Below are 15,832 nucleotides of genomic sequence, written 5' to 3' on the forward strand. Positions count from 1 at the left end.
TCCCTCCTAAGTGTAATGATATTCTCCTCTATGCAGAGTAGTAAATTTTCGGCTCATATCGATGATAAAAGCCATTGGGATTAATATGCATTGCTAATGCTGTTTGTAATTCACACTCGTCAAAGCAAATTGTTTTCGATTTATTCTCATCCCCTTTACGCCATATGATGACTGCATACGGTTTTACTCCAAAACCTAAAAATATTGGATTCAAACTGCTACCTCCCATATCTGATTCATAACGAACTGTTAATACTCCACTTTTAAATGCTTTATATCCATTTATTAAAACTAAAACGTTTTTTCCTGTTGTTTCGTCATCTATTCTCCCTCCGATAAAGGGATGGGGGTCTCTCTATTTTTTTTCAAATAGTTTGCGCAATCGATAGTTCACTTTCTTATCCTTCTGAATAGTCACTATGAAATCTTGCGTCATTTCAAACAGTCGACTAGTTAAAGCCTCATCGATATAAAGCATGTCATCAAGAGACAATTCACTAGATATTAATAAAGGTTTGTTGCTCAAATAACGAGCGTTTACCACTTCGAAGATGACCTCAGTCTGCCACGACTTCACATTAACTTTCCCACCGATTGGCTTAAATAAATCGTCAATGAACAAGACATCAACCTCCTTCATCTGAGTCATAATTTCCATTTTACGTTCAAAATTGTTAGCAGCGATCTTGTTCAAGCCATCTTTGTATGGAAAGTATAGAACAGGCACTTGATTTGAATGGATCAGATAGTTAGATATAGCGGTTAATAAGTGTGTCTTGCCACACCCAGGTTGTCCCACAAGCATGATGCTGTTTTGTCTGAAACCTCTAATTTCTTCAAAGGCTGCATAATACTGTTTCACTTTACTTTTCATTTCTACAACTTTGGGATGAACATTATCCGTCGAGAAGTTTTTAAGGCTCATTTTCTGAAACTCTTTTGTAATTGCACTCGATTCAATAAGTCTATTAATCTTGAGCATCATGTTGCATTCACAAACGACATAATAGTCTTGCTCCACTTCAACACCTCGGATATAGTAACCATTTTTTTTACGGACTAAGTAACTACCAGTATCCCTACACTTAGAACAGTTATATTGAGTTTCCTCAATCGCTACAGTAGTCTCCAAATATTGCTTGCTTCTCGCCATTAGCTCCTCCATGACTTCTGCCATTCTGTCGCCCGTTTTTTGCACTAATCTTCACCTGCCCATCTGTAGTTATTACATTGCAATGTATTATTAAAAACTGTATTATTCTCCTGACTGGGTATCAACACGTTTGAACATTCACTCTAGTCGTTTTGTTAATACGTCGGTCAATAACTTTTGTGCCAGGTTTGTAGATTAGGTCCACAATGACATTGCCCTTATCTTTTAGACTTGAAATTAACTTTGTTATTCGCCCCTTGCTAAGACTATAGATTGGTGCTAACTAATTGTTTGATGACAACACCCTTGTTCAACTCACAAACCAAACTTCAACAATTAATATATCCACACACAAAACGAGAGTTATGATACCTTTCGAGGAATCCAAGATCGAATGTAATTCAGTACATTTTGCAAATCTTTCCTACGAATATCTTTATAACTAGCTACAGCAAAACGATTCTTAATTTCACGATGCAATTCACGAAATAATTTAGGTTGGATGTTTGTATCATCTTCAATCTCATAAACTTTTATGGCAACTTCTTTTCGTACAGCGCGTTGTTCACCAGAAGTTAATGTTATTTGTTCATTAAATTTTTCGATAATCATAGACAGGTCCTGTCCATGCTGTTCTTGTTGAATTGCTTGAGTATCTTTCACTAAATCAGCAGTTGTACGAAGATCGGTCACATGTGTTTGATTTTTAAATAAAGGAATTACATTTTCTTTCACCGTGTAGTATTCGTCTACTAAATTTTCATACGCGTCCCAAGCTTCATCTGTATTTAGAAATTTAGCATGTAGCCAAGCTCCCTTTTCAGTCCAAAGATATAACGCTCTACCCTGATTGGAAATTTGTAAGTGTTGTTGCGTTTCTCGAAAATTCAATAATTCCTTACCTTCTAATTTGATAAAGTGCTTATATTCTTTATATCGATCTTTATTTTCTGAAAAGTTTTTATAAATATGGTCACTAATTGTTCCATAACTTTCAGCAATTTGTGCTGTCGTAAGGATTCTACAATTTTCATATAAGATAATTTGTAATAATTTCATGTCAATATATCCTCCTTTATTAATAAACTTTGTATCATATCGCTACACAAACACATTTACACAGCCATTTTGTAACGAATCGTTACTTTTATCATCAAAAAAAAGAACCCAATCAAAATCTAGTACTACCGCAATAGATTTAGCAACATGTACAGAAGGCCTGCGTTTATCTTGTTCAATCATGGTATAATATGCTCGTTTAATTCCAGATGCTTTAGCGACATCATCATGAGTCAGATTATTTGCTAAACGTTTTGTCTTTAACCAAGTTCGATTTTCCAATTATTCACCAACTTTCATATAGCTTATTTATAATATAGTATCAATTCGTTACTTAGTCAATCATATTTGTATCGTTTCGTTACATTTTTATTTTTTATTGGATTAGTAACAATTTGTTACATATAATGATATTTAGAAACGCGAGGTGAAATTATGCTAGGTGGACGCTTGAAATATCTACGAAAATCAAATAACAAAACGCAACAAGATATAGCAGACATTCTAGGCATTACTAGACCAGCTTATACTGCTTATGAACAAGGTAAAAGAAATCCTGATTATGAAATTTTAGAAAAAATTGCGGACTACTATAATGTGTCTATAGATTATCTTTTAGGGAGAACAGATAATAAAGGAGCTTTACATACCCAAGCTGGCATCTCTGATAATGAATACAACAATCTAAGTGCATATCAAAAAGAGGTAATTGATTTCTTTTTAACTAGAGAAGATTTATTTTTTAAAAACCAGCCAGAAAATTTACTGGATGCGTTAGAACAATTTGAAGTTTTCTATGAAGTATTGAAACGGCAACAAGAAAACAAAAAATAAAATCACAATAATTTGCAACGTTTCCAATCATTTTAAAATTCGCCTTTTCTTTGGTGAATTTTTTTGTTACCATAAACAGAACATATGTTTGATAAAAGGGGGATATTATGAATTTTATTTATACTCATCTAGAAGATTATATTCGTGAATTATATACAAGTATTGATGTGACAACACCTAAACATCTTAATCCAGGATTAATCGCCTCACGCCTTGGTTTTACACTATACTTTTTACCTTACGATTCTACCAATACAGGAAATGTAATTTTTATTGATTCTAGATTGTCTGAAGAAAGGCAGTGGCAGGATTTCGGGCATGAGTTATGTCATGCGACGGTACACTCTGGTAATCAAGCTAAATCAATTCAGCTTTTTAGAGAATATCAAGAATGGAAAGCAAATAGTTTTGCTCTCCAAGCCTGTGTACCCACTTTTATGCTTAATAAGCTAAAACTACCTTCAAATGAGGAAAAAGCAATTATTACAATTCAAGCGTTCTTTCATGTAGAATACGATTTTGCGAAGAAAAGATTATATCACTATCTTAATAATCATTATTTTGATGGTTATAGACTCACTGAAGGGAGTAATTATTGTGAAGTACGTTAAATTACGATTGATTAACTGCAATAATTAGTGTTAGTCAGAGTGAAATAGTGTAAACGAAAAAAGTAGTAACCATTCTATCTAAGAACATCAAAAATAGTCAGTTCGAAGATGATGCCGATAAACGAATAGAATAACCATATTATTTTCAAATGAATGCGCAACCCTTTTGCCCTGAAATGAAACAATTAGCTACCCAACATGTGAATAGGATCAGGGCAAGCTGTTGCTTCAATTATTTCTACTCCTTTTCTTTCACATAACTGGCGAAGAATTCTACCTACATCTACTTTAATTTGTCCATAAATAATCTGCCTTCTATATTTTGGCGCAAAGACGATGTGATACTTACAATTCCATGTTGTGTGTGCTAAACTTTTATTATCCATTTGGATCCCCTTTTGTACGAAGTCGGTTGACCAGACCTGAATTTATCGTACGGCTGGGGATTTTTTCTTGTCCATAGCTAGAAGCTCTTTAGAACCCCTCGCATAGCAAGGGGTTTTCAAAAAAACACAATAAAAAGCCTTACAACCGTTGTGGCTGTAAGGCTTACGTTAGCGTCCCAGGAGGGATTCGAACCCCCGACCGACGGCTTAGAAGGCCGTTGCTCTATCCTGCTGAGCTACTGAGACATGGTGTGTGTGTTCCTAAAAACCTCTTAGGAAAGACAATATTTATTATATGTCCTTTATTACATAATGTCAACATGAATTTTACTATGGAGGCAAGGTTTGCCTTGAAAATATTATATACCTATTTATTGTATGATGCTATAGCTTTCTTTATGTTATTTCACTGCATTACATTGTCTTATTTTTTGTTAAAATAATAAGCAAAAATGGAGGTATGTGTATGTTTGAAAAGTCGGTGGTTGTGGTGACTGGTGGTGCGCAAGGAATTGGAGAAGGGATTGTGCGTGCATATGCACAGCGTGGTGCCAAGGTTGTAATTGCAGATGTGAATGTAGAGCTGGGGCATCAATTAGCGCAAGACTGCAATGAGCAAGGGTATTCGGCATTGTTTGTGGAGGCGGATGTGTCTAAGGAACAAGATATTGTTGCGTTAATGCAGCAAACGGTCCAACATTTTGGGACGATTACGATTTTAATTAATAATGCGGGTAAGTTTGAGCATGTGTCACCTTATGATATTACGGTTGCGCAGTGGCATAATCTTTTACAAACGAATTTAACGAGTGTTTTATTCTGTTCTAGAGAAGCGGCTAAAATCATGCGAACAAATGAGCTTGGAGGTTCGATTGTTTCTTTAGCCTCTACACGGGCTTTTATGTCTGAGCCTTATAGTGAAGCGTATGCCGCTTCCAAGGGCGGTATTGTAGCGTTAACGCATGCATTAGCCCGCTCTTTCGGTCCAGATAACATTACGGTCAATTGTATATCACCTGGCTGGATTGAAACCGGTGATTATGAACAGCTACGTGCTATCGATCATGAACAACATCTAGTAGGGCGTGTTGGTGTGCCGGAAGATATTGCACAAGCTTGTCTGTACTTAACAAATCCTGCGAATCGATTTGTCACAGGGATTAATATTACGGTCGATGGAGGCATGACAAAGAAAATGATCTATGAGGAATAATGGACGCATCTGGATTCTTGCACATTCAAGGATCGTGTAGAGTATTCTACACTAGAATGAATTTTTTAAGGGAGTGGTGTGCATTGTTTCCATATTCAAACAGCTATTCCGGGAATTCTTTAAGCGTCATCTATACGGCTCCATCCAACCAGTATACAGCGCCTATTCGGCACTTTTTACAGCCGCAACAGGATCATCGCAGATGCATTAGTAAAGCAGAGGCTGATTTTATGGCGATGAATCGACTGTTGTGGATGGAGCATGTTAATTGGACGAGGATGACCATTATAAGTATTGTCTTTAATTTGCCGGATTTACCATTTGTGCAAGCACGTCTTTTACGCAATGCGACGGATTTAGGTAATTGTCTGCGCCCCTTTTACGGCGATCAAATAGCAGATCGCTATGCAGAGCTAATAAAAGAGCATTTACTTATTGCAGCGCAGCTTGTTACAGCGGCGAATAAAGGAGATGCGGCAACAGCAGCGGCTAAAGAACAAGAATGGTATCGTAATGCCGATGACATTGCCATATTTTTAAGTTCCATTAATCCATATTTAACTAAAGAAGCTGTGCAGCAAATGTTTTATCGCCATTTAGCTTTAACGAAAAAAGAAGCCGTGACGATGATTCAAAAAGACTATCAATCAGACGTGCAAGTGTTTGATGATATAGAGGCAGAGGCACTTGCCATGTCAGACATGATAGCAAATGCCATTGTCATGCAGTTTTGCTACCGCTTTTATTCATAATAAATAAAAAACCAGATTCATCGACAATCAGCATTTGTCCATCAATCTGGTTTTTCGTCTTGGAGAAAAAAGCTATGATTGCTCCGTATCGGTTTGTTGTAGCTCCACATAGCGGTAATATAAATTCCTTAATTCAGATTCTTTAAACTTGCCTAGATGTGTTTTTAATTGAGGATGCACTAAAATCCCTTTTGCGCGTAGCTCTTTGACAAACCAACCTTTTGAATATTGATGCAAGTTGCACCGTCTCCTTTTCTGTTAGTCATCCATAGCGTATGCGCAAAGGTTTTATGCTGTTACCGCTACCCCTTGTTACACCAAAATAAAAACAAAGGACAAGAAATAATCCTTTGTTTACAGTCCATTATGTGCCACAAAACGTTTGGTATGGACAGTTGGATGGTGCTGGTAGCGTGGCATACGCTTCTTGTTCCGCTAAATGAGCGTACGGCTGAGATAGCACCTGTAATAGCTTATCCATAACACGATAATCACCGCGTGTAACAGCCGCTTCTAACGCTTCCTCTACCCGATGGTTTCGCGGAATAACAGCAGGGTTGGTGTCTCGCATTAACTGCTGTGATTGTGCTTTGGATGGCTCTTGCCTTTGTCTTCTTGCTTGCCACTGTTCGTACCACTTTTTAAATTCCATACTATCACAAAGCGCCGTTCCTTCACATCTTTGAAACGTTAGTGAACGGAATGTATTTGTATAATCTGCTTCATGCTTTTCCATTAACGTTAGAAGTTCATCTATTAGTGCGGCATCTTGCTGTTCTTCATTAAAGAGACCGAGCTTTGCGCGCATTCCCGCTAACCAGTTTGTATAGTACAACTGCGGATATTGCTCAATCACTTGCTGAGCTAGTGCTATAGCATCTTCTGGGTCGTCATGGATAAGTGGAAGGAGCGTTTCAGCAAAACGCGTAATATTCCATCCTCCAATAGGCGGCTGATTGGCATAAGCATAGCGTCCTTGTCGGTCGATGGAGCTAAAAACTGTTGCTGGATTATAACGATCCATAAAAGCACAAGGACCATAATCAATCGTTTCACCGCTAATCGTCATATTATCTGTGTTCATTACACCATGAATAAAGCCGACTAGTTGCCATTTGGCAATAAGGGCTGCCTGTCTTCCCATAACTTCTTGAAGCAAGCTCAAATAGCGATTTTCCGTCTGTTCAATCATTGGGAAATGGCGTTGGATTGCATAATCAGCTAACTTCTGAAGCTCTTCATCGCTACCCCATTGTGCCGCATATTGAAATGTCCCTACACGTAAATGACTACTTGCAACACGCGTCAAAATCGCACCAGGTAGTTCTGTTTCACGATGTACTGGTTCTCCTGTTGTCACTACTGCCAAACTACGGGAAGTTGGGATACCTAACGCAAACATTGCTTCGCTAATAATATATTCACGTAGCATCGGGCCAAGTGCTGCACGGCCGTCACCTCCTCTAGAGTAAGGCGTTCGTCCTGAACCTTTGAGTCCGATGTCATAGCGCTCCCCAGAAGGTGTTATTTGTTCGCCTAGAAGAAGTGCTCTACCGTCCCCTAACATATTAAAATGTCCAAATTGATGTCCTGAATATGCCTGTGCAAGCGGCAATGCCCCCTTTGGTATCTCGTTACCCGCAAGCACCTCAATCCCATCTTCTTGTTGAAGCGCACTATAATCTAATCCAAGGGACTTTGCCACTGCTTCATTTAAAATCGCCAACTTAGGTGCATGCACGCGATTTAATTGAAGATGGCTATAGAATGAATTTGGTAGACGAGCATAGCTATTATCAAAATTCCAACCAATATTATTTGCCTTAGTCATTTGATCACCCTTGTTCTTTTCATTTAGTCTTTCTACTAACATGCAATTCATTCGTGGACGTATTTTCCAAAGCCTTTGTAATCCATAAATAGAAAAACGCTTAAACTCTCTTTTAATAGAATCTTAAGCGTTTTTAATAAGTTTAGTTATGCGCGAACAAACGTATGCGTTGACAAACGATCATTGTTCTCTGTGAAAAAATCCACCTGATAATAGCTAGCTTGAATGTCTATAACTGCAAAGCTTTTTTCATTGCCACCTCTTGGCTTTAATAAACTTCCTGGATTGATAAATAAGACATCATCAATCATTTCGACACCTAATAGATGAGAATGACCAAAGCACACAATATGTGCATCGACTTCCTTTGCGCGATACAATAATGCCAACATGGATGATTTAACTTTAAATAAATGACCATGTGTGACAAAAAGGGCAGCATCTCCCACTTGCACAATTATTTCCTCTGGAAAGGCTTTATCAAGATCACAATTTCCCCGCACTTTTTTCATGCCATCTAATGCAGCATGGGAAAAAGGCAGTTCGCTATCACCACAATGAATCATCGTTTCGACATGCGGATAAAAGCCACGTACTTGGTCAATTACATGGCTATCTCCATGTGTATCACTCATGACCACTATTTGCATGGATATCACCTCTTACTTAATAAGGTTTGGCAATTGTTCCTTTAACTTGCGAATGGCATTTCCTCGGTGAGAAATAGCCCCTTTTTCTTCTGGTGTTAATTCAGCCATCATACGATTTAAACTTGGTACAAAAAAGACAGGGTCATAGCCAAAACCATTAGTTCCACGTTTTTCATGTGCAATGACACCTTCGCACGTGCCGAACACTGTTGTTGTTTCAAAATCAGGACCCGCAATAGCAATACAGCAGCAAAAGCGAGCTGTGCGCTTGTCATCTTCTATACCTTGTAAATTTTGCAATAGTTTTACCATATTTGCCTCATCATCATGATCACCAGCATAGCGTGCCGAATAAACACCTGGCTCCCCATTAAGCGCATCTACAGCTAAACCACTATCATCCGCAATAACAATCGTTGCAAGCTCTTTTGCTAAAGCCTCTGCTTTTAACACGGCATTTTCTTCAAATGTTGTGCCTGTTTCTTCAATTTCCATGTCCGGTGCGACATCAAACATCGTCACCACTTCATAACCGAGCGGCCCAAACAATGCTTCGAAATCTTTTGCTTTGCCTTTGTTTTTTGTAGCAATTACAACTTGTTTCATATTAGCAGTTTCCTCCTACTTTATGAGCTATTTCTCCAAGCGCTTGTTTTTGTAGTTCAATAAGCTCACGAATGCCCTTTTCACCTAATGCAAGCAAGTTATTTAATTCCTCACGTGAAAAGGTCGCTTCTTCACCAGTCCCTTGTAATTCTACAAAACGGCCTGCTCCTGTCATGACGATATTCATATCTACCGCTGCATCTACATCTTCTACATAATTTAAGTCTAAAACGGCACCTTGCTCTTCAACAATGCCAACACTTGTAGCCGCTAAAAAATCAGTAACAGGGAATTTTTCTAGTTGTTTTTCTTCAGCAAGCTTGGCAATTGCCTGTGTCATTGCGACAAATGCCCCTGTAATCGAAGCAGTTCGTGTTCCGCCGTCTGCTTGAATCACATCACAGTCAATCCATACTGTACGTTCTCCCAACGCTTCTAAATCGACGATAGCACGTAATGCGCGACCAATCAGACGTTGAATTTCCATTGTACGTCCGTTCACTTTCCCGCGTGACGATTCACGTGGTGTTCGTTGTGCTGTGGCACGAGGTAACATTGAATACTCAGCTGTAATCCAACCTTTGCCCTGTCCGCGTAAAAAACCTGGTACTTTATCTTCAACCGTTGCTGTACAAATTACTTTCGTATTTCCAACTTGGATTAATACCGAGCCTTCTGGATGCAATAAATACTCGCTATCCATTTTCACAGGACGCAATGCATCTGCATCTCTACCATCAAATCTTGTCATCATTCATCGTGCCTCCTAAAATCTTTCGCGCCCTTATTTTATCATATTTTCCACTGATGCGACGATTTACTACATGCAATATATGATATTTATCATATCAATTGCATTACATTTTCATCTACAATGAAAAATCTTAAGCTGTTATAGTAATATAATAAAGAAAGAGGTGATGGTCATGTCTCAATCAACAATTGAGCATAGTAGTTATACCATAAAGGAAGAATTTTGGAATGCGCTAACACATGGAATCGGTGCATTTTTAACAGTTCCTGCTACCCTTCTATTAGTGCATAAAGCTCTAACAACCGGTACAAGCACCGAGCTTATTAGTTACATTATTTTTGGTATTTCGATGTTTTGTTTATACATAGCATCGACCTTATATCATGCACTGCCCACACATAAAGTGCTTTTGAAAAAATTAGATCATAGCTCCATCTTCTTATTAATTGCAGGAACATATACACCTGTAGCGCTTATTGCCGTAGGTGGAAAATTAGGAATGAGCATATTTATCATCGAATGGGTTCTTGCCTTTATCGGCATCGTCTTAAAACAATTTTTCGTCCATCGTTTCAAAAAAATCTCGTTGATTGTGTACATTGGCATGGGTTGGCTGATTGTCTTTGCCTATAAACCATTGGTCGCTTATATCTCATTCAACGGGTTTATGACACTTTTACTCGGCGGTATTTTTTATACTGCTGGCACATTTTTTTACAAAAACAAAAAAATAAAGTACAACCACGCAATATGGCATGTCTTTGTGATGGCAGGAAGTGCAACGATGTTCGTTGCGATTTATTTGTTTATGTAAAATTGTCTATTTCAATATAATGACGACTAAAAAAATCAGCCTAGCTCGTAAGCTAAGCTGATTTTATTTTAATGTAATACGGTGTATGTCAAGCGTACCTTGTTCTAACCAATTTTCTGCAATGGAACGGAAAATCGGCACAGAACCCGTTGCATAAAATTTATGTGCGGGCTTAGCATTTGTATCTGCTAAAGTACCATTATACGCAAGCATTTCCTCGACATCCTTTGCTGTTTCTTCCGCAGAAGATAGCACGAAAACATCTTCTCCGACGACAGCTTCAATTTGTTTTTGCAAAATCGGGTAATGCGTACACCCTAAAATGACCGTATCAAATTGTTCGTTTTTTAACGGTTTTAAGCCTTCTGCAATTAAATTATTTGCAAATTGTCCTTTATATTCGCCACTTTCCACTAGTGGTACGAACGTTGGACAAGCCAATGGAATAATGTGGGTAGACGTATTCAAAGACAATAAGGCTTCTTCATACGCCCCACTTTTAATTGTACCTTCTGTTGCAAGCACAACGACTTCATGTCGCTTCGTTTTCTTTACAGCTGCACGTGCGCCAGCATTAATAACGCCTAGTACCGGAAAAGGCATATTACGTTGTAAACTTTCGAGTGCTACTGCAGTCGCTGTATTACAAGCTATGACGAGCATCTTAATATTCATTTTTTCGAGTGCTTTGGCCATTTGCCAAGTAAAATTCCGTACTTCCTGTCGAGTTCGTGGACCATACGGACATCTTGCTGTATCACCGATATAATAAATCGTTTCGTTTGGCAATCGTTTTATTATTTCCTTTGCTACGGTTAGACCGCCTACTCCTGAATCAATAACGCCTATCGGGGCATTCATACTTTCCGCCTCAATCCTGTTTCATGTGTACATGTAGTTTTTGTAAATAGCTCGATAATTGCGCGACTTCTTGTTCGTTAAATCCTACAAGCATTTCTTGCAAATATTGCTGTCTTTTTTCAATAACCTCTTGAATAATTCGTTCGCCTTTTTCGAGAAGATGAACGACAACGACCCGGCGATCATTTTCATCACGCACTCGCTTGACTAATTCATTTTTCTCCATACGATCCACTAAATCTGTTGTCGTACTAAAAGCTAAGTATAAACGGTTTGATAAATCGCCAATTGTAATATCACCGAGCTCTTCTAACCACTGTAATGCAACAAATTGTGGCGGCGTAATTGTATATTGTGAAACAATTTCTCTTCCTTTTTGCTTCACAATGGCCGCAATATAGCGTAGTTCCTTTTCAACCGTTGCAACGGTTTCAGGTGAGTGCTTTGTTACTTCATCCGACATATAACTATTCCACTCCTAAACATGCGTTGAATAGTTCTATTTTGTCGTTTTTTTCACGAAATAGCAAGTGTCCATTAGTCTAATTTGAATTCTTCTAAGCGTAACAGCTCAATTAACGCTTGAGATCGATTTGTTACACCTAGCTTTTGAATTGTATTGGAAATGTGATTTCGCACTGTTTTTTCACTAATACCAAGCTGCTCTGCAATATCCCTCGTTGTTTTTTCAGCTAATAAAAGCGCAAATATTTCACGTTCTCGGTTTGTTAAAAGAGAACGATGATGAGAGCCATTCATTTTCAGTCACACCCTCCTCCCCCGCACGTATTGTAACTTATGTTAAGGAGTGTTGAGCGGTGACGGCTATTTTCATGAATACACCGAGTTTCCACAAAAATTTCAGAAGTTCTTCTTTTTCGCGCGACAAATGACATGAAAAATGGAATTCTTGACGCCCTAGCTTCTTTTTTCGAGCATGCTCGGGAAAATCTGCGTTACCTGCCACAAGAAATTCCACGCCGACCTCCATCCATGCCTATATTCCATTCTGCCTCACTTAAAAAGATGAAGCACTCAATGAATAGCAAATTACATAATCGCTAACTGTGCTAATTGCGCCTTTTCTTCTTGTGATATCGGCACGCTTTTACCTGTTCGTGGATCCATTTGTACTACTGTACCACGACCTGTAAAGCATACTTCATCCTTTTGATTTTTCGCTAAGTAATGGATATCCATTGATGAGTTACCTAATTTCGCTACTTTTGTATATATACGAAGTACATCATTAAAGAAAACTTGCTTTCGATAATCACATTGTAAATCTGCTACAATCGGAATCCCCTTTACCTTGTCGTCCAATGCAGAAGGCATTAATATGCCTAAATGATTAAAATAATCGATTCTAGCCTGTTCAAAATATGTAAAGCTAACGGTATTATTCATATGCCCATACATATCCGTTTCCGAAAAACGCACACGTACCTCAATATAAAATGAAAAATCCTCTGCCCATTTCTCAAAGTCTTCAATATAATTTGCTTTCATATCCCCAACCCCTTTGTGTGATTGCCTACTGTTAATCTATTCGTATTACCATCGTTAAAAAATGAATACAAATTCATTATAAAGGAAGAGAGGCAATTATGATAGAAAAATCAGAAATTTTAGTGTTTTATTCACGATTTCACTCATCTTCTATCTAACAGTCTATAAAAAAACTCCCTTACACTATTGTGTAAGGGAGTAGCATTGTACAATTAGTCAACGTAATGGTCAGAACCGAAGAAGTTACGGAACATTTGCACTGTTGTTGCACGGTTTAAAGATGCGATAGATGTTGTTAAAGGAATACCTTTAGGACAAGCAGCTACACAGTTTTGAGAGTTACCGCAGTTAGCAAGACCGCCGTCACCCATAATTGCATTTAAACGTTCGTCTTTAATCATTGCACCTGTTGGGTGTGTGTTAAATAGACGTACTTGTGATAATGGTGCTGGTCCAATGAATGAAGCTTTTTCAGACACGTTTGGACATGCTTCCATACATACACCACAAGTCATACATTTAGATAATTCATAAGCCCATTGACGTTTACCTTCTGGCATACGTGGACCTTCACCTAAATCATAAGTACCATCGATTGGTACCCATGCTTTCACTTTTTTCAGTGCGTTGAACATACGATCACGGTCAACTTGTAAGTCACGTACAACCGGGAAAGTTTTCATTGGCTCAAGGCGTACTGGTTCAGTCAATTGATCAATCAGTGTTGAACATGATTGACGTGGACGACCATTGATTACCATAGAACATGCGCCACAAACTTCTTCAAGACAGTTCATATCCCATGAAACTGGTGTAGTTTTTTCACCGTTTGCCATCACTGGATTTTTTTGAATCTCCATTAACACAGAAATAACGTTCATACCATGACGGTAAGGAACTTCGAATTTCTGCCAGTAGCTTTGGCCACCTTGTGTATCTTGACGTAAAATTTCAACTTTTACCATTCTTCCAGTATTAGCTGCGATTTCCATAATTCTTAGTCTCCTTTCGCAGAGTAGTCACGTTTACGTGGTGGGATTAATGATACGTCTACTTCTTGATATGTGATCACTGGCTCGCCTGTAGCAGGGTCGAATTTCGCCATTGTTGTTTTTAAGAAGTTTTCATCATCACGTTGCGGGAAGTCTGGTTTATAGTGCGCACCACGAGATTCATTACGAAGTAAAGCACCTTTTGTCATTACTTTCGCTAGGTAAAGCATGTTTTTCAACTGACGTGTAAAGTGAGCACCTTGGTTACTCCATTTTTGTGTATCGTTGATGTTAATGTTTTCCCAACGTTTTTGGAATTCACCAAGTTTTTTATATGTTTCTTCAAGTTGGTCGTTATAGCGTACAACTGTCATTGTAGCAGTCATTAACTCACCAAGCTCTTTATGAAGAAGGTAAGCGTTTTCTGTGCCGTCCATTTTCATGATAGCATCCCATTTCGCTTGCTCTTCTTTAACACGTGCATCATAAATATCTTGCGATAAATCTTCAGCATGCTTTTTAAGATGTTTAACGTAATCTACTGCATTTGGACCAGCAACCATACCGCCATAAATTGCAGATAATAATGAGTTAGCACCAAGACGGTTTGCACCATGTTGAGAGTAATCACATTCACCCGCTGCGAATAGACCAGGAATTTCAGTCATTTGGTTGTAGTCAACCCATAATCCACCCATTGAGTAGTGAACTGCAGGGAAAATTTTCATTGGTAATTTACGTGGGTCATCACCTACGAATTTTTCGTAGATTTCAATGATACCACCAAGTTTTACATCTAATTCATGTGGATCTTTATGAGAAAGATCTAGGTACACCATGTTTTCGCCGTTGATACCAAGTTTTTGGTTTACACAAACGTCGAAAATTTCACGTGTTGCGATATCACGTGGTACTAAGTTACCATATGCAGGGTATTTTTCTTCTAAGAAGTACCAAGGTTTACCGTCTTTATATGTCCAAATACGGCCACCTTCACCACGAGCAGATTCTGACATTAGACGGTTTTTGTCGTCCCCAGGAATCGCTGTTGGGTGAATTTGAATGAACTCACCATTCGCGTATGAAGCACCTTGTTGGTATACGATAGAAGCAGCAGAACCTGTGTTAATAACAGAGTTTGTTGTTTTACCGAAGATAATACCAGGGCCACCAGTCGCCATAATAACAGCGTCTGCACGGAATGATTGAATTTCTTCTGTACGCATATTTTGTGCAACGATACCGCGGCAAACGCCGTCATCATCGATAACAACACCAAGGAATTCCCAGTGTTCATATTTGTTAACTAAACCAGCTACTTCGTGAGAACGAACTTGCTCGTCCAACGCGTATAGTAATTGCTGACCAGTTGTAGCACCTGAGAATGCTGTACGGTGCATTAACGTACCACCGAAACGGCGGAAATCAAGTAAACCTTCTGGTGTACGGTTGAACATTACACCCATACGGTCCATTAAGTGAATAATACCAGGGGCAGCATCACACATACCTTTAACTGGTGGTTGGTTCGCTAAGAAATCCCCACCATATACTGTATCATCAAAGTGAATCCAAGGAGAATCCCCTTCACCTTTTGTATTTACGGCACCATTAATTCCGCCTTGCGCACATACAGAGTGTGAGCGTTTTACAGGAACTAATGAGAATAAATCAACTTCAGTACCAACTTCAGCTGCTTTAATCGTTGCCATCAGACCAGCTAAACCGCCGCCGACAACAATTATTTTGCTTTTCGCCATGATTATTTCTCACTCCTCTTAAAAAATTGCAATGATTGCATGTACTC

21 protein-coding genes, 1 tRNA gene and 1 pseudogene are annotated in these 15,832 nt (G+C 38.6%); 5 read left to right on the forward strand and 18 right to left on the reverse strand.

The window, feature by feature from the left end:
- Window positions 1–28 precede the first annotated feature (28 nt).
- The 4 genes from I5435_RS16330 to I5435_RS16345 all read right to left on the reverse strand — a co-directional run bounded on the left by I5435_RS16330 (window position 29) and on the right by I5435_RS16345 (window position 2,494).
- Window positions 29–214: a hypothetical protein gene (locus I5435_RS16330; RefSeq protein WP_108029916.1), complete on the reverse strand. Its 186-nt coding sequence runs from the start codon at window positions 212–214 to the stop codon at window positions 29–31.
- 141 nt (window positions 215–355) lie between these two features.
- The gene (locus I5435_RS16335; RefSeq protein WP_337982616.1) at window positions 356–1,198 is read right to left on the reverse strand and encodes a DnaA ATPase domain-containing protein; all 843 of its coding nucleotides are present in this window, start codon (window positions 1,196–1,198) and stop codon (window positions 356–358) included.
- Between the two features lie 318 nt (window positions 1,199–1,516).
- The gene (locus I5435_RS16340) at window positions 1,517–2,212 is read right to left on the reverse strand and encodes an ORF6N domain-containing protein (protein ID WP_337982617.1); all 696 of its coding nucleotides are present in this window, start codon (window positions 2,210–2,212) and stop codon (window positions 1,517–1,519) included.
- Between the two features lie 42 nt (window positions 2,213–2,254).
- Window positions 2,255–2,494, reverse strand: a complete 240-nt coding sequence (locus I5435_RS16345; RefSeq protein WP_108029918.1) for a helix-turn-helix transcriptional regulator — start codon at window positions 2,492–2,494, stop codon at window positions 2,255–2,257.
- Between the two features lie 153 nt (window positions 2,495–2,647).
- Between I5435_RS16345 and I5435_RS16350 the strand changes: the two genes are divergently transcribed.
- Window positions 2,648–3,046 (forward strand): helix-turn-helix domain-containing protein, encoded by a 399-nt coding sequence (locus I5435_RS16350; RefSeq protein WP_108029919.1) that lies wholly within the window; start codon window positions 2,648–2,650, stop codon window positions 3,044–3,046.
- A gap of 107 nt (window positions 3,047–3,153) precedes the next feature.
- On the forward strand, window positions 3,154–3,657 hold the full coding sequence (locus tag I5435_RS16355) for an ImmA/IrrE family metallo-endopeptidase (protein ID WP_337982618.1): 504 nt from the start codon (window positions 3,154–3,156) through the stop codon (window positions 3,655–3,657).
- 194 nt (window positions 3,658–3,851) lie between these two features.
- Here I5435_RS16355 and tnpA read toward each other — a convergent pair.
- Window positions 3,852–4,043, reverse strand: a pseudogene (gene tnpA / locus I5435_RS16360) (IS200/IS605 family transposase); the annotation flags it as partial.
- A gap of 172 nt (window positions 4,044–4,215) precedes the next feature.
- Window positions 4,216–4,289, reverse strand: a tRNA-Arg gene (locus tag I5435_RS16365).
- A gap of 220 nt (window positions 4,290–4,509) precedes the next feature.
- Here I5435_RS16365 and I5435_RS16370 point away from each other — a divergent pair.
- Both I5435_RS16370 and I5435_RS16375 read left to right on the forward strand, forming a co-directional pair.
- Entirely contained in the window at window positions 4,510–5,256 is a 747-nt protein-coding gene (locus tag I5435_RS16370) for an SDR family NAD(P)-dependent oxidoreductase (RefSeq protein WP_108029921.1), read from the forward strand.
- 83 nt (window positions 5,257–5,339) lie between these two features.
- Window positions 5,340–6,008 carry a hypothetical protein gene (locus I5435_RS16375; RefSeq protein ID WP_108029922.1) on the forward strand — a complete coding sequence of 223 codons (669 nt, stop codon included), beginning with the start codon at window positions 5,340–5,342 and terminating at the stop codon, window positions 6,006–6,008.
- 72 nt (window positions 6,009–6,080) lie between these two features.
- Here I5435_RS16375 and I5435_RS16380 read toward each other — a convergent pair whose 3' ends face one another.
- From I5435_RS16380 to rph, 5 genes are all read right to left on the reverse strand, one after another.
- Window positions 6,081–6,245: a DUF2639 domain-containing protein gene (locus tag I5435_RS16380; protein WP_081328050.1), complete on the reverse strand. Its 165-nt coding sequence runs from the start codon at window positions 6,243–6,245 to the stop codon at window positions 6,081–6,083.
- Window positions 6,246–6,372: 127 nt separating this feature from the next.
- Window positions 6,373–7,839: a protein adenylyltransferase SelO gene (locus I5435_RS16385; RefSeq protein WP_193768780.1), complete on the reverse strand. Its 1,467-nt coding sequence runs from the start codon at window positions 7,837–7,839 to the stop codon at window positions 6,373–6,375.
- A 146-nt stretch (window positions 7,840–7,985) separates the two neighbouring features.
- On the reverse strand, window positions 7,986–8,489 hold the full coding sequence (locus I5435_RS16390; RefSeq protein WP_108029924.1) for a metallophosphoesterase: 504 nt from the start codon (window positions 8,487–8,489) through the stop codon (window positions 7,986–7,988).
- A gap of 12 nt (window positions 8,490–8,501) precedes the next feature.
- Complete coding sequence (locus tag I5435_RS16395; protein ID WP_108029925.1) at window positions 8,502–9,095, reverse strand: XTP/dITP diphosphatase; 594 nt, start codon at window positions 9,093–9,095, stop codon at window positions 8,502–8,504.
- A gap of 1 nt (window position 9,096) precedes the next feature.
- Window positions 9,097–9,846, reverse strand: coding sequence for a ribonuclease PH (gene rph / locus I5435_RS16400; protein ID WP_024363266.1), 750 nt, complete (start codon window positions 9,844–9,846; stop codon window positions 9,097–9,099).
- A 175-nt stretch (window positions 9,847–10,021) separates the two neighbouring features.
- On the opposite strand from rph, the gene trhA reads away from it, so the two are divergent.
- Window positions 10,022–10,663 (forward strand): PAQR family membrane homeostasis protein TrhA, encoded by a 642-nt coding sequence (trhA, locus tag I5435_RS16405; protein WP_108029926.1) that lies wholly within the window; start codon window positions 10,022–10,024, stop codon window positions 10,661–10,663.
- Window positions 10,664–10,726: 63 nt separating this feature from the next.
- On the opposite strand, the gene racE is transcribed toward trhA, so the two are convergent.
- The 7 genes from racE to sdhA all read right to left on the reverse strand — a co-directional run bounded on the left by racE (window position 10,727) and on the right by sdhA (window position 15,785).
- The gene (racE, locus tag I5435_RS16410; protein WP_024363268.1) at window positions 10,727–11,524 is read right to left on the reverse strand and encodes a glutamate racemase; all 798 of its coding nucleotides are present in this window, start codon (window positions 11,522–11,524) and stop codon (window positions 10,727–10,729) included.
- A gap of 10 nt (window positions 11,525–11,534) precedes the next feature.
- Entirely contained in the window at window positions 11,535–11,987 is a 453-nt protein-coding gene (locus I5435_RS16415) for a MarR family winged helix-turn-helix transcriptional regulator (RefSeq protein WP_024363269.1), read from the reverse strand.
- 74 nt (window positions 11,988–12,061) lie between these two features.
- Window positions 12,062–12,283, reverse strand: coding sequence for a helix-turn-helix domain-containing protein (locus tag I5435_RS16420; protein WP_004226437.1), 222 nt, complete (start codon window positions 12,281–12,283; stop codon window positions 12,062–12,064).
- A 37-nt stretch (window positions 12,284–12,320) separates the two neighbouring features.
- Window positions 12,321–12,503, reverse strand: a complete 183-nt coding sequence (locus I5435_RS16425) for a hypothetical protein (protein WP_108029927.1) — start codon at window positions 12,501–12,503, stop codon at window positions 12,321–12,323.
- Between the two features lie 71 nt (window positions 12,504–12,574).
- Window positions 12,575–13,033, reverse strand: a complete 459-nt coding sequence (locus I5435_RS16430) for an acyl-CoA thioesterase (protein ID WP_024363271.1) — start codon at window positions 13,031–13,033, stop codon at window positions 12,575–12,577.
- 212 nt (window positions 13,034–13,245) lie between these two features.
- Window positions 13,246–14,025, reverse strand: coding sequence for a succinate dehydrogenase iron-sulfur subunit (gene sdhB, locus I5435_RS16435; RefSeq protein ID WP_024363272.1), 780 nt, complete (start codon window positions 14,023–14,025; stop codon window positions 13,246–13,248).
- A gap of 5 nt (window positions 14,026–14,030) precedes the next feature.
- Window positions 14,031–15,785 (reverse strand): succinate dehydrogenase flavoprotein subunit, encoded by a 1,755-nt coding sequence (gene sdhA / locus I5435_RS16440; protein WP_024363273.1) that lies wholly within the window; start codon window positions 15,783–15,785, stop codon window positions 14,031–14,033.
- Window positions 15,786–15,832: the final 47 nt, after the last annotated feature.

Source organism: Lysinibacillus sp. C5.1, assembly GCF_016350185.1.
Taxonomy (GTDB): Bacteria; Bacillota; Bacilli; order Bacillales_A; family Planococcaceae; genus Lysinibacillus; species Lysinibacillus sphaericus.